Raw genomic sequence first — 12,444 nt, 5'->3', positions numbered from 1 at the left:
CTGGAGAGTCGAGCAGGGTCATCCGGCCCCTCGGCGCAAGCGACACTACATCCTGTAAGAAAGTGACCGGCAATCCGAAATCAACTCGCAATAATCCAGGAGTGGCTGATTCTCGCCCTGGAAGAACTCCCGGAGGGCTACTCGTCACCGCAGGAAGAGGCGCCGGAAACGCCGCACGGCGGGAGGATCCGGATGGATTCTCCCGCCGTGCGGAACCTTCCGGCCGTCGGGCCAGAGACCGAGGCGGAGTCAGCGAGAAGCCAGCGAACCGCCGGCCTTCTCGACCTTCTCCTTGGCCGAGGCCGACCAGGCGTCGACCAGCAGATCCACCTTGACGGTGATCTCACCGGTGCCGAGCACCTTGACCAGCTCGTTGTCGCGGACCGCGCCCTTGGCGACCAGGTCCTCGACGCCGACCTTGCCGCCCTCGGGGAACAGCGCAGCCACCTTGTCCAGGTTCACGACCTGGTACTCGGTACGGAACGGGTTCTTGAAACCGCGCAGCTTCGGCAGCTGCATGTGCAGCGGCATCGAGCCACCCTCGAAGTTCTCCGGAACGTTCTTGCGAGCACCGGTTCCCTTCGTGCCGCGGCCTGCCGTCTTGCCCTTGGAGGCCTCGCCACGACCCACCCGGGTCTTGGCGGTCTTGGCTCCGCGGGCCGGCTTCAGGTCATGAAGCTTGATTGCCATTGTCAGTCCACCTCTTCAACACTCACGAGGTGACGCACGGTGTGGACCATGCCACGGAACTCGGGGCGGTCCTCCTTCACCACGACGTCACCGATCCGCCGCAGACCCAGGCTACGCAGGGTCTCGCGGTGGTTGGGCTTGCTGCCGGACCCGGACTTCACCTGGGTCACCTTGAGATTGCTCATCACTTGGCCCCCGCCTTCTCGTCGGACTTGGCCTGCGAGGCGGCCTCGAGGGCCTCCTGACGAGCCCGCAGCAGGGCCCTGGGGGCGACCTCCTCGACGGTCTTGCCGCGACGACGGGCCACCTCCTCGGGCTCCTCGAGCTGCTGAAGGGCATCAACAGTGGCATGCACCACGTTGATCGCATTGGACGAGCCCAGGGACTTCGCCAGGACATCCTGGACGCCTGCGCACTCCAGCACGGCGCGGGCCGAGCCGCCGGCGATGACGCCGGTACCGGGGGAGGCCGGGCGCAGCAGGACGACGCCGGCTGCCTTCTCGCCCTTCACCGAGTGGGTGATGGTACGGCCGACCAGCGGCACCTTGAAGAAGTGCTTGCGGGCCTCCTCGACGCCCTTGGCGATCGCCGCGGGCACCTCCTTGGCCTTGCCGTATCCGACGCCCACGTTGCCCTCGCCGTCGCCCACCACGACCAGCGCGGTGAAGCTGAAGCGGCGGCCGCCCTGGACCACCTTGGCGACGCGGTTGATCGCAACCACGCGCTCCAGGTACTCGCTCTTGTTGTTGTCACGATCGTTCCGGCCACGACGGTCGTCGCGGCCGCGACGCTCGCCACCTGCACCGCCACCGCGGCGCTGGGTTCCACTCATCGCTACTCACTTACCTTTCGTGGTCAGAAGTCGAGACCGGCCTCGCGGGCCGCATCGGCCAGCGCAGCGATCCTGCCGTGGTACTGATTGCCCGCCTTGTCGAAGACGACCTTCTCGATCCCGGCAGCCTTGGCGCGCTCGCCGATCAGCGAGCCGACCTTGCTGGCCTTGGCGGTCTTGTCGCCGACCAGGGCACGCACATCGGCCTCCATCGAGGACGCCGAGGCCAGGGTGTGGCCTGCGACGTCGTCGACCACCTGGACGAAGACGTGCTTGGACGAGCGGGTGACGACCATCCGGGGACGGTCCACGTCCCCGTAGATCTTCTTGCGACCGCGGATCTGGCGGCGGACTCGCGACGCGGTCCTCGGGGCCAGGTTCTTCCCGGACCTCAGTGTGACAGCCATCACTTACCTGCCTTTCCGACCTTGCGGCGGACGTTCTCGCCGGCGTAGCGCACGCCCTTGCCCTTGTAGGGCTCGGGTGCGCGGAGCTTGCGGATGTTGGCCGCAACCTCGCCGACGGTCTGCTTGTCGATGCCCTGAACTGCGAAGTTCGTCGGGTTCTCCACGGTGAACGAGATGCCCTCGGGGGCATTGATGATCACCGGGTGGGAGAAGCCGAGGTTGAACTCGAGCTGCTTGGGACCCTTGGAGATGACTCGGTAGCCGACACCCTGGATCTCGAGCTTCTTCTCGTAACCCTGGGTGACGCCGATCACCATGTTGTTGATGAGGGTGCGGCTCAGCCCGTGCAATGAGCGGTTCTGACGCTCATCGTTCGGACGGGCGACCACGATCTGGCCCTCGTCGTTCCTGCTCACCGAGATGGGCTCGGCGACGCTGAAGTTGAGGGTCCCCTTCGGGCCCTTCACCTCGACGTCCTGCCCATCGAGCTTGACCTCAACACCGGTCGGGACGGTGATGGGGAGCCTGCCAATACGCGACATGTCTTAACTCCTTACTACTGTCTCGAACCGATCACCAGACGTAGGCGAGGACTTCCCCGCCCACCGACTTCTGGTGTGCCTGCCGGTCGGTCAGAAGGCCCTGGGATGTTGAGATGATCGCGATCCCCAGGCCGCCGAGAACCTTCGGCAGTGCGGTGGACTTCGCGTAGACGCGAAGCCCGGGCTTGCTGATGCGACGGATGCCAGCGATCGAACGCTTGCGATCCTCGCCGTACTTGAGCTCGAGGGTCAGGGTCTTGCCGACTTGTCCCTCGGCGGGCTCATTGACCTCGAACCCGGCGATGTACCCCTCGGACTCCAGGATCTGGGCGATTCCCGCCTTGATCTTGGAGTGGGGCATCGTCGTCGAGTCATGGAACGCCGAGTTGGCGTTACGCAGACGGGTCAGCATGTCTGCGATCGGATCAGTCATGGTCATGGCTGGTTGGCCTCTTTCTCACAACGGTTTCCCGCTTCCGCCGACTTCTGGAGCCGTACGAGGTGGGACCTGCTGCGTCGTCAAAATATGTGGGTGGCGGTTCGGCCCGCCGTGGGCCCGGGGGCCCGTGGTGGTGGGGATGCCGGTCGGTCGGCCGGCTCCCCGTCACCGGGTGATTCGGGTTCGGATCATCGCCAGGTCGCCCTGGTCGAGTGAGGTCCCCCGAATCAGTTGCTGGGACTCACCAGGAGGACTTGGTGACACCCGGCAGCTCGCCGGCGTGAGCCATCTCACGCAGGCAGATACGGCAGAGGTTGAACTTGCGGTAGACCGAGTGCGGCCGTCCGCAGCGCTGGCAACGGGTGTACGCCCGAACTGCGAACTTCGGCTTGCCGGCTGCCTTGACCTTCAGTGCTGTCTTGGCCATGGGTTCTGCCTCACTTCTTCTTCTTGGCGTAGTAGGCCGGACCGCGCTTGGCCCGGGCCTTCTGATCATCCTGAGCCTTGAACGGGAAGCCGAGGTGCTTGAGCAGCGCCTTGCCCTCCTCGTCGTTCTTGGCCGTGGTGACGAAGGTGATGTCCATGCCACGGACCCGGTCGATGCTGTCCTGATCGATCTCCAGGAACATCACCTGCTCCGACAGCCCGAAGGTGTAGTTGCCCTGGCCGTCGAACTGGTTGCCGTTGAGTCCGCGGAAGTCGCGGATACGGGGCAGTGCCAGGGTGAGCAGCCGGTCTGCGAACTCCCACATCCGGTCGCCGCGCAGCGTGACGTGGCAGCCGATCGGCTGACCCTCACGCAGCTTGAACTGGGCGATGGACTTGCGGGCCTTGGTGACCTGCGGCTTCTGGCCGGTGATCGCGGTGATGTCGCGGATCGCTCCGTCCATCACCTTCGAGTCATGGGCGGCGTCGCCGACACCCATATTCACGACCACCTTGACCAGGCCGGGGATGAGCATCGGGTTGGCGTAGTGGAACTCGTCCTGGAGGGCCGGGACGATCTCCTCGCGGTAGCGCTTCTTGAGACGAGGGCCGGCGTATCCAGTCTTCTCGGGGGCTTCTGCGCTCACTTGGCCTCCTCCTTCTTGAGGTAGCGGACGCTGCGCTGGGCGGCGTACTCGGAACCGTCGGAGCGGCGCTTGGTGACATCCTCGCGGCGATGGCCGACCCGGGTCACGACATCTTCCCCGTCGACCTTGGTGACCAGCTGGACGTTGGACACGTGCACCGGGGCCTCGGAGCTGATGATGCCGCCCTTCTTGGCGGAACCGTCAGGGTTCGGGGTGTCGCGGCGATGATGCTTGCGGATGTTGACCCCCTGAACGACAACCCGCTCGTTCTTGGGGTCGACCGACAGCACCTCACCGATGATGCCCTTGTCGTTTCCGGCGATGACCTTGACGCGGTCACCCTTCTTGATGTTGAGGGACTTCACTCAGATCACCTCCGGGGCGAGCGAGATGATGCGCATGAACCTCTTGTCGCGCAGCTCACGGGCGATCGGCCCGAAGATGCGGGTTCCGCGGGGCTGGCCGTCGGGGTTGATGAGCACTGCGGCGTTCTCGTCGAACTTGATGTAGGAGCCATCGGGACGGCGATGCTCCTTGACGGTACGGACGACGACGGCCTTGACGACCTCGCCCTTCTTGACGTTGCCACCGGGAATGGCGTCCTTGACGGTGCACACGACGGTGTCACCGAGCCCGGCGTAGCGACGCTTGGATCCACCGAGAACACGGATGGTGAGCAGCTCTTTCGCCCCCGTGTTGTCGGCGACCTTGAGTCGCGTCTCCTGCTGGATCATGTCTTCTCCTCTGTCCCGCCGGTTCCCCCTCGGGGCCTTGCAGAACTGTTGAGCACGAACCTCCTGGATTGTGCCAGGAGGCGACCCGCACCATCCGGCAGCACCCCCTCCGGTAATCCATCCGGGGTGAGACCATCGATGCGCAGCCATCGCCCGTGAGAGGTCCCCATATCGTTCGGATCGCAAGATCACGCGGTTCCGCTGGACCCGCCCGCTCTGGGAGATCCCAGATCCGGCGATGTCACGGAGCCGACCGAACGAGGGCACGGTCACAAGGCAACTTGGGCAGCATACCGCAAAGCTCCAGCCCGGGGAAATCGGTTGGGGGGCGGCCCTGGCCTGCCGTCGGCTACTTCTCGATCCCCTGTCGGATCCTTGCCAGCAGGGCCGCCCGCTCCCCCACCACGTCGAGGATCCCCAGCCTCAGCACCCTGACACAGGTCATCCACCGGACGATCTCCCGGCGGGTCATCCCGGTCTGCGCACAGTAGCTGTGCAGGTAGCGGGTCCGCATCGCCGAGCGGGAGGCCAGGTAGAGCACCCTCTTCAGCGGCGGAGTACCCGGCCACAGCTGGGCCTCGGTCATCAGGAGCACCGACATCGCGACGTCGGCGGCGGCGTCTCCCCGGCAGGCCGAGGCCCAGTCGATGATCGCGTAGCCGCCGTGGTGGCTGAAGATGTTCTGGGGATGGATGTCCAGATGCAGCAGTCGGTCCCCCTCGGGCAGGGCCGGCAACTGCTCGCGCAGGGCGGCCCTCTCGGTCTCGGTGAGGCCGGCCAGCGGTGGTGCCTCCAGCAGTGCGACCGCCCTGTCGCGGACATCGGGCAGAGTGGGCGCGATCCGCGAGTGCATCAGGACGTGATGGTCGGCCAGCACCCGGCAGACCTGCGGGAAGCGCCTCAGGTCCTGCTCGGCGATGGCGGTCAGCGACTGCCCGTCCAACCGTTCGAAGATGATCCCCTGGCGGCCGTCGCGCTCGGCCAGGCCGAGACAGCGGACGCCGGGGACGCCGAGCCGGTAGGCCAGCTCGGCCGCCTCGGCCTCGGCGCTGATGACGCCGGGGTCGGTACCGTCGGGGTAGGTCTTCATCACCGTGCCGTCATCGAGGGCGTAGACCGTGGAGGTGCGCCCCCGGCCGACGATCTCGCTGAGTGTGCTGGTCACGGCCGCCGATTGTGGCACATCGGATCGTTCCGGGTCACCGCAGGTACTGACCCGTCACCGAATCGGGATCGGCGGCGATCTCGCCGACGCTGCCGGTCGCAACGACCCGTCCGCCGGCCGTGCCGCCACCGGGACCCATGTCGATGATGTGATCGGCATGCCCGATGACGTCCAGGTCGTGCTCGATGACGATGATGGTGGCGCCGTGGGCCAGCAGCCGGCCCAGCACTCCGAGCAGGGTCTCGACGTCGAGCGGGTGGAGCCCGACGGTGGGCTCGTCGAAGACGAAGACCGTGTCGGCCTGGTCGCGGGTCATCTCGGAGGCCAGCTTGAGCCGCTGTGCCTCCCCTCCTGACAGCGCAGGGGTGGACTCCCCGAGAGTGAGGTATCCCAGGCCCAGGTCGATGAGGGTGTCCAGGCGTCGTCTCACAGCTGGGATGTCGCCGACCAGATCCCTGGCCCGTGCGACGCTGTGGCCGAGCAGCTCGGGCACCGTGACGGACCGGTCATCGGCGTCGGGGACCGGCCGGCGGATCCGGTCGGCGGCCGGGCTGAACCGGGAGCCGCCGCAGTCGGGACAGCCGATCTCGACATCGGGCAGGAACTGCACGTCCAGCGAGATGGTCCCGGTACCGTGGCAGGTCGGGCAGCGCAGCGACCCGGTGTTGTACGAGAAGTCACCGGCACCCAGTCCGGCCTGACGGGCCTGCGGGGTGGCGGCCCAAGCCTTGCGCAGCTCATCCATCACTCCGCAGTAGGTGGCCACCGTCGAGCGGACGTTGACCCCGATCGGGGTGGAGTCGATGAGGTTGACACGGCGGACCCCGGGAGCATCGATGCTGCGGACCGGGGCGGGCGGCGTCTCCCCCTTGATGAGGGCGCGCAGGCCCGGTACCAGGGCCTCCAGGACCATCGTCGTCTTGCCCGATCCCGAGACCCCGGTGACGACCGTGAGCCGGCCCTGGGGGATCCCGACATCCAGTGGACCGACGGTGTGCAGCGGGCCGGTCTGCATCCGGATCAGCTGATCGGTCCGCGGCGCCGGTGGTCGGTCCATCCGCACCCGAGCCGCGCCGGACAGGAATGGTCCGATCCGCGAGTGCGGGTCGGCGGCCAGCTGAGCGACGCTGCCCTGGGCCACCACGGTGCCGCCGTCGGCCCCTGACCCGGGGCCGATCTCGACCAGATGATCGGCGCGGCGCAGCACCCTCACGTCGTGGTCGACCATCACCACCGAGTTGCCATCGGCGAGCAGGTCGTCGATGACCCCGAGCAGGCCGTCGACATTGGAGGGGTGCAAGCCAATCGACGGCTCGTCGAGAACGTAGAGGACGCCGGTGGTGCGATTCCGCACCGCCCGGGCAAGTTGGACCCGTTGCCGCTCGCCGGTCGACAGGGTCGAGGCAGCCCGGTCCAGGGACAGATATCCCAGCCCCAGCTGGAGCAGCCGCTGGGCGGTCTCGGCCATCTGGGAGGTGATCTCGGTGGCCATCTGGCGCATCGGACCGGGAACGGTGTCGGCCAGCCCGGGCAGCCAGTCGACCAGCTGCTGGAGGGTCATCGCGGTGGCCTCGGCGAGGTTGCGGCCGTCGACCAGCGGGGCCCTGGCGGCCTCACTGAGCCGGGAGCCGCCGCAGTCGGGACAGGTCTGCACCGACAGGAATCGATTGATCCGCTGCAGTCCCTTCTCGGACTTCGCACCGGCCAGCGCCTCCTGGACCGCCACCCGGGCATTGCGGTAGGTCCAGTTGAGGTCGAAGACCTTGCCATTGCGCGCGGGCAGCATGATGTGACGCTTGACCTGGGGACCGGCGAAGACGATCCGTCGCTCGGCCTCGCTCAGCTGGGCGAAGGGGACGTCGGTGCGCACCCCGAGTTCGGCCACCACCCGGGGATTGGGGGTCGACCCCATGATCTTCCAGGGCTCCACGGCGCCCTGCTCGATCGACAGCGACTCGTCGGGGACCAGGGTGGCGTCGTCGACGTCACGGACCTCCCCGGTTCCCGAGCAGCGCGGGCAGGCACCGGCGGAGTTGAAGGCCAGCGCCTCGGCCCCCGGGGCTCGGAACTGCGCCCGGCACTGCGGGCAGATCAGCGGCTTGTCCAGGGCGACGTCGGCGGTGGGCTCCAGGTAGTGGCCGTTGGGACAGCGGTGGCGGGCCAGCCGGGAGTAGATCAGCCGCAGGCTGTTGAGCAGTTCGGTGGCGGTGCCGAAGGTGCTGCGGACGCTGGGGACGCCGGGGCGCTGACGCAGCGCCAGTGCTGCCGGCACGTGCTGGACGGAGTCGACGGCGGCCCGCGATGCCTGGGAGAGACGCCGCCGGGTGTACGTCGACAGCGCCTCCAGGTAGCGCCTGGATCCCTCGGCGTAGAGCACCCCCAGGGCCAGCGAGGACTTTCCCGATCCGGAGACGCCGGCGATCCCGACCAGAGCTCCGAGCGGGATGTCGACATCAATATCGCGCAGGTTGTGCACCCGCGCGCCGCGCACTGCGATGTGACTCACCGCCGCGCCACGACCGGCCATTCCAGGCGAGTGGCTGTCATGGGATGCGGTGCCGGGTGCGTGATCGTCGGGGAGTCGGTCCATGCCCCCATCCTGCCCCGTTGAAGAATGGAGCCATGTCTCCCGATCCCAGCCGATCCCGCCCGGCTCGATCACCCCAGTTCGCTTCTGCCCTGTCCTCCCGCCTGGAACCCGTCGGGCTCACCCTCGAGGGTCGGCCGGTGCCCCGCCCCGAGTATCCGCGGCCCAGCTGTGCGCGGTCGCACTGGTTGAACCTCAACGGGACATGGCAGTTCGAGATCGACCGGTCCGACTCGGGCCGGGAGCGCGGCCTGGTCGACCGTGAGCTGTCCGGGGTGATCACCGTGCCATTCGCCCCGGAGTCCGAGCTGTCCGGGGTCGGCGACACCGACTTCATGGCGGCGGTCTGGTACCGGCGTCGGATCACCGTGCCGCAGGCCTGGCGCGAGGTGGCCGAGGAGGTCCACGTCCTGGTGCACTTCGGGGCCGTCGACCATGACGCGACGGTATGGGCCAACGGCGTCGAGGTGGCACGCCATCGGGGCGGATTCACCCCTTTCACGGCCGACCTGGACGGCGTCGCCGGTCCCGGTGATGAGGTGACTTTGGTGGTGCGCGCCCGGGATCCCCGGACCGGCTCCCAGGCTCGCGGCAAGCAGTCCACCGAGTACGCCAACGACGGCTGCTACTACACCCGCACCACCGGCATCTGGCAGACGGTCTGGGCCGAGCCGGTCGCTCCGACCCGGATGGGCAGGCCGATCGTCGTCCCAGAGGTCGCCGCCGGCGGCTTCCGGGTCAGGGTGCCGCTGACCGCCAACCGGTCGGGATGGTCGGTCCAGGCGATTCTCGAGGCGCCGGACGGTACGCCGGTCGCACAGGCCGACGTGCGGGCCGATCTCGACCGCGAACCGGCGCTGTGGCTCCAGATCCCCGAGCAGCAGGTTCGCCTCTGGTCCACGCGGAATCCCCACCTCTATGGCCTCCGGCTCGCGTTGCGCGACGAGGGCGGACGCGCCGTGGACCGGATCGCCAGCTACGCAGGGCTGCGCTCGGTGACCATCCGGGATCGGGCGGTGCTCATCAACGGCGAGCCGGTCTTCCAGCGTCTGGTGCTCGATCAGGGCTACTGGCCGCAGTCGCTGATGACCGCACCGACCGACCGAGAGCTGCGTGCAGACATCGAGCTGGCCATGGCGGCGGGGTTCAACGGGGCCAGGCTCCACCAGAGGGTCGTCGAGGAGCGCTACCTCTATCATGCCGACCAGCTCGGCTACCTGGTGTGGGCGGAGTTCGCCGACTGGGGCGCCAATGTGGGCGGGCCGCGCGGCGACCATCAGCAACCGACGGCCTCCTTCGTCGCCCAGTGGACCGAGGAACTGGAACGCGACCGCTCCCACCCCGCCATCATCGGATGGTGCCCGCTCAACGAGACCTTCCAGGAGCTCACCGACCACCAGATGGTCCTCGACGACGTCACCCACGCGATGGTGACGGCCGCCCGGCTGGCCGACGGCACCCGACCGGTGCTCGACGCCAGCGGCTACTCCCACCGCGACCCCGGCACCGACATCTGGGACGCCCACAACTACGAGCAGGATCCCGACCGATTCGCCGAACTGGTCGGCGGACTGGCGCACGAGCACCCCTTCGCCAATCGCGGCGACGACGCCGAGTGGTCGATCCACTATGCCGGCCAGCCCTACTTCATCAGCGAGTTCGGCGGCATCTGGTGGGACCCCGCGGCGGCCGCCTCCGCCGATGGCAATGACGTCCGCGAGTCCTGGGGATACGGCGACCGGGTCGGCTCCGAGGAGCAGTTCCAGGCCCGTTTCGCAGGCCTGACGGGCGTCCTGCTGGCAGATCCTCAGATGTTCGGCTACTGCTACACGCAGCTGACCGACGTCTTCCAGGAGAGGAACGGGATCTACCGGTTCGACCGCTCCCACAAGCTGGATGTCGACCGGGTCCGGGCGGCCCAGCAGCGCCCGGCGGCCTATCAGGCAGACGACTAGTCCCCGCCGTTCGACCGGTTCCGGTGCTGCCGGATCCGGCGCATCCGGATCCCATTCATCGCTGTCAGTGCTCATCAGCACCATGACAGCGTCCGTAAGCGGTCTGAAAGTCGTCGGCGCCAGGCTTCTCGAGTCGAATCCACGACAGGGAGGAACACCATGAACGCACCGGGTCAGGATGCCCGCGCAGACCAGGAGTGGGCCGTCAGGGCCGACGGACTGGTCAAGATATTCGGGACCAACCGAGCGGTCGACGGCGTCGACCTGAGCGTCGCCGCCGGCACCGTCTACGGGGTGCTCGGCCCTAATGGGGCCGGCAAGACCACCACGATCAATATGCTCGCAACCCTGATGCGACCCGATGCCGGCACCGCCCGCATCTTCGGCCACGATGTGGTGCGCGAGCCCCAGATCGTGCGCCAGCTCATCGGGGTGACCGGGCAGTTCGCCTCGGTCGACGAGACCCTGTCGGCCACCGAGAACCTGGTGATCTTCGCCCGCCTGCTCGGGCTGGGGCGCGCCGAGTCGAGGGCCAAGGCCGCCGACCTGCTGGAGCGCTTCGGGCTGACCGACGCCGCCCGCCGTCCCCTCAAGAACTTCTCCGGAGGGATGAGACGCCGTCTGGACCTGGCGGCCTCGCTCATCTCCCAGCCGCCGCTGATCTTCCTGGACGAGCCGACCACCGGACTGGACCCGCGCACCCGCGGCCAGATGTGGGACACCATCCGCGCGTTGGTGGCCAGCGGCTCCACCGTGCTGCTCACCACCCAGTACCTCGACGAGGCCGACCAGCTGGCCGACCGGATCGCCGTCATCGACTCGGGCAGGGTGGTCGCCGAGGGCACCTCCGATGAGCTCAAGGCCTCGGTCGGCACCTCCTCCCTCCAGCTCCGGATGGAGAATCCTGCCGACACCGCGGTGGCGGTGCGCGAGGTGGAGAGGGTGCTCGGGGTCCGCGCCGCGCTCTCCCCGGAGGCATCGCGGATCACTGCTCCGATGGCCGATGCCGAGAGGGTGACGGACCTGCTCATCGCGCTGCGACGGGCCGATGTGCGACTGGCGGAGATGAGCGTCCAGAAGCCGACCCTCGACGAGGTCTTCCTCACTCTCACCGGCCACGATGCCGCCGATCAGGACACGAACACCGGGAACACGATTCCCCTCGAGAAGGAAGAGGTGCTGGCATGAGCACGATGGCAGGAGAGATGACTCCGATCGTCCCGGCCCGGGATCGCGAGCTGCGTAACCGGACGAGCCCCTCGCAGAACATCAGGAACACCCTGACGATGGCCTACCGCGGGCTCATCAAGATCCGGCGGACACCCGAGCAGCTCGTCGACGTCACCGTCCAGCCGATCCTGTTCACTCTGATGTTCGCCTACCTGTTCGGTGGGGCGATCGCCGGGGATGTCAAGAGTTATCTGCCCACGTTGATCCCGGGCATCCTGGTCCAGACCGTCATCACGACCTCGGTGGTCACCGGGACGCAGTTGCGAGAGGACATGGACAAGGGGGTCTTCGACCGGTTCCGGTCCCTGCCGATCGCCCGGATCGCACCGTTGTCGGGTGCGCTGCTGGCCGACACCGTCCGGTACACCATCGCCACCACCCTCACCTTCGTGATGGGCTATCTGATGGGATACCACCCCGCCGGCGGAGTCGGTTTCGTGGTACTGGCCGGCCTGCTGGTGATCGGCTGCTCCTGGGCGATCAGCTGGATCTTCGCCTTCTTCGGCGTCATCGCCCGCACCGCCTCGAGCGTCCAGGGCATCTCGCTGCTGGTGCTGTTCCCGTTGACCTTCCTGTCCAATGCCTACGTCCCGGTCCAGACGCTGCCGAGCTGGTTGAGGTGGTTCGCCGAGGCCAACCCGATCTCCCACCTCATCACCGCGGTACGAGATCTCACCAACAAGGGCACCGTCGGGGAGGATGTCTGGATCACGCTGATCGGAGCGGCCGTCATCGTGGCGGTGTTCGCCCCGCTGACCGTACGGGCCTACATGCGCAAGGCGTGAGCGAG

Annotated in this window: 15 protein-coding genes; 3 read left to right on the top strand and 12 right to left on the bottom strand. The window is 67.6% G+C overall.

Annotation, left to right across the window (positions count from 1 at the left end):
* Positions 1 to 249 precede the first annotated feature (249 nt).
* The 12 genes from rplO to G554_RS0110555 form a co-directional block, all read right to left on the bottom strand.
* Entirely contained in the window at positions 250 to 690 is a 441-nt protein-coding gene (rplO, locus tag G554_RS0110610) for a 50S ribosomal protein L15 (RefSeq protein WP_027587868.1), read from the bottom strand.
* Between the two features lie 2 nt (positions 691 to 692).
* Positions 693 to 875 (bottom strand): 50S ribosomal protein L30, encoded by a 183-nt coding sequence (rpmD, locus tag G554_RS0110605; protein WP_027587867.1) that lies wholly within the window; start codon positions 873 to 875, stop codon positions 693 to 695.
* Positions 875 to 1,522: a 30S ribosomal protein S5 gene (rpsE, locus tag G554_RS0110600; RefSeq protein WP_027587866.1), complete on the bottom strand. Its 648-nt coding sequence runs from the start codon at positions 1,520 to 1,522 to the stop codon at positions 875 to 877. The genes rpmD and rpsE overlap by 1 nt, the downstream gene beginning before the upstream one ends.
* A 23-nt stretch (positions 1,523 to 1,545) precedes the next feature.
* On the bottom strand, positions 1,546 to 1,929 hold the full coding sequence (gene rplR, locus G554_RS0110595) for a 50S ribosomal protein L18 (RefSeq protein ID WP_027587865.1): 384 nt from the start codon (positions 1,927 to 1,929) through the stop codon (positions 1,546 to 1,548).
* Complete coding sequence (rplF, locus tag G554_RS0110590; RefSeq protein ID WP_027587864.1) at positions 1,929 to 2,471, bottom strand: 50S ribosomal protein L6; 543 nt, start codon at positions 2,469 to 2,471, stop codon at positions 1,929 to 1,931. Before rplF ends, rplR begins: the two co-directional genes overlap by 1 nt.
* A gap of 31 nt (positions 2,472 to 2,502) precedes the next feature.
* The gene (rpsH, locus tag G554_RS0110585) at positions 2,503 to 2,910 is read right to left on the bottom strand and encodes a 30S ribosomal protein S8 (RefSeq protein WP_027587863.1); all 408 of its coding nucleotides are present in this window, start codon (positions 2,908 to 2,910) and stop codon (positions 2,503 to 2,505) included.
* A gap of 241 nt (positions 2,911 to 3,151) precedes the next feature.
* On the bottom strand, positions 3,152 to 3,337 hold the full coding sequence (locus tag G554_RS0110580) for a type Z 30S ribosomal protein S14 (RefSeq protein WP_027587862.1): 186 nt from the start codon (positions 3,335 to 3,337) through the stop codon (positions 3,152 to 3,154).
* 10 nt (positions 3,338 to 3,347) lie between these two features.
* Positions 3,348 to 3,983, bottom strand: a complete 636-nt coding sequence (rplE, locus tag G554_RS15905) for a 50S ribosomal protein L5 (RefSeq protein ID WP_036925381.1) — start codon at positions 3,981 to 3,983, stop codon at positions 3,348 to 3,350.
* A complete protein-coding gene (rplX, locus tag G554_RS0110570; RefSeq protein ID WP_027587861.1) occupies positions 3,980 to 4,348 on the bottom strand; it encodes a 50S ribosomal protein L24 in 369 nt (122 codons plus the stop codon). The genes rplE and rplX overlap by 4 nt, the downstream gene beginning before the upstream one ends.
* Positions 4,349 to 4,717: a 50S ribosomal protein L14 gene (gene rplN, locus G554_RS0110565; protein ID WP_027587860.1), complete on the bottom strand. Its 369-nt coding sequence runs from the start codon at positions 4,715 to 4,717 to the stop codon at positions 4,349 to 4,351.
* Between the two features lie 349 nt (positions 4,718 to 5,066).
* Positions 5,067 to 5,882 (bottom strand): aminoglycoside phosphotransferase family protein, encoded by an 816-nt coding sequence (locus G554_RS0110560; RefSeq protein WP_027587859.1) that lies wholly within the window; start codon positions 5,880 to 5,882, stop codon positions 5,067 to 5,069.
* A 34-nt stretch (positions 5,883 to 5,916) separates the two neighbouring features.
* Positions 5,917 to 8,472 carry an excinuclease ABC subunit UvrA gene (locus tag G554_RS0110555; protein WP_245570028.1) on the bottom strand — a complete coding sequence of 852 codons (2,556 nt, stop codon included), beginning with the start codon at positions 8,470 to 8,472 and terminating at the stop codon, positions 5,917 to 5,919.
* Positions 8,473 to 8,504: 32 nt separating this feature from the next.
* Between G554_RS0110555 and G554_RS0110550 the strand changes: the two genes are divergently transcribed.
* The 3 genes from G554_RS0110550 (at position 8,505) to G554_RS0110540 (ending at position 12,439) form a co-directional block, all read left to right on the top strand.
* Positions 8,505 to 10,424 carry a glycoside hydrolase family 2 protein gene (locus G554_RS0110550; protein WP_084648476.1) on the top strand — a complete coding sequence of 640 codons (1,920 nt, stop codon included), beginning with the start codon at positions 8,505 to 8,507 and terminating at the stop codon, positions 10,422 to 10,424.
* 159 nt (positions 10,425 to 10,583) lie between these two features.
* A complete protein-coding gene (locus tag G554_RS15900) occupies positions 10,584 to 11,612 on the top strand; it encodes a daunorubicin resistance protein DrrA family ABC transporter ATP-binding protein (protein WP_036925379.1) in 1,029 nt (342 codons plus the stop codon).
* Entirely contained in the window at positions 11,609 to 12,439 is an 831-nt protein-coding gene (locus tag G554_RS0110540; protein ID WP_211220463.1) for an ABC transporter permease, read from the top strand. Before G554_RS15900 ends, G554_RS0110540 begins: the two co-directional genes overlap by 4 nt.
* Positions 12,440 to 12,444: the final 5 nt, after the last annotated feature.

The sequence above is a fragment of the Acidipropionibacterium thoenii DSM 20276 genome, from assembly GCF_000423445.1.
Classification (GTDB): Bacteria; Actinomycetota; Actinomycetes; order Propionibacteriales; family Propionibacteriaceae; genus Acidipropionibacterium; species Acidipropionibacterium thoenii.
The sequence above is the reverse complement of the archived record's forward strand: the minus strand, read 5'-3'. Positions and strand labels throughout refer to the sequence as shown.

Coding starts and splice junctions, on each gene's coding strand:
- rplF (WP_027587864.1), bottom strand. CDS start 2,471: ATGTCGCGTATTGGCAGGCTCCCCATCACCGTCCCGACCGGTGTTGAG.
- G554_RS0110550 (WP_084648476.1), top strand. CDS start 8,505: ATGTCTCCCGATCCCAGCCGATCCCGCCCGGCTCGATCACCCCAGTTC.
- rpsH (WP_027587863.1), bottom strand. CDS start 2,910: ATGACCATGACTGATCCGATCGCAGACATGCTGACCCGTCTGCGTAAC.
- G554_RS0110540 (WP_211220463.1), top strand. CDS start 11,609: ATGAGCACGATGGCAGGAGAGATGACTCCGATCGTCCCGGCCCGGGAT.
- rpsE (WP_027587866.1), bottom strand. CDS start 1,522: ATGAGTGGAACCCAGCGCCGCGGTGGCGGTGCAGGTGGCGAGCGTCGC.
- rplN (WP_027587860.1), bottom strand. CDS start 4,717: ATGATCCAGCAGGAGACGCGACTCAAGGTCGCCGACAACACGGGGGCG.
- rpmD (WP_027587867.1), bottom strand. CDS start 875: ATGAGCAATCTCAAGGTGACCCAGGTGAAGTCCGGGTCCGGCAGCAAG.
- rplO (WP_027587868.1), bottom strand. CDS start 690: ATGGCAATCAAGCTTCATGACCTGAAGCCGGCCCGCGGAGCCAAGACC.
- G554_RS15900 (WP_036925379.1), top strand. CDS start 10,584: ATGAACGCACCGGGTCAGGATGCCCGCGCAGACCAGGAGTGGGCCGTC.
- G554_RS0110555 (WP_245570028.1), bottom strand. CDS start 8,472: ATGGACCGACTCCCCGACGATCACGCACCCGGCACCGCATCCCATGAC.
- G554_RS0110580 (WP_027587862.1), bottom strand. CDS start 3,337: ATGGCCAAGACAGCACTGAAGGTCAAGGCAGCCGGCAAGCCGAAGTTC.
- rplR (WP_027587865.1), bottom strand. CDS start 1,929: ATGGCTGTCACACTGAGGTCCGGGAAGAACCTGGCCCCGAGGACCGCG.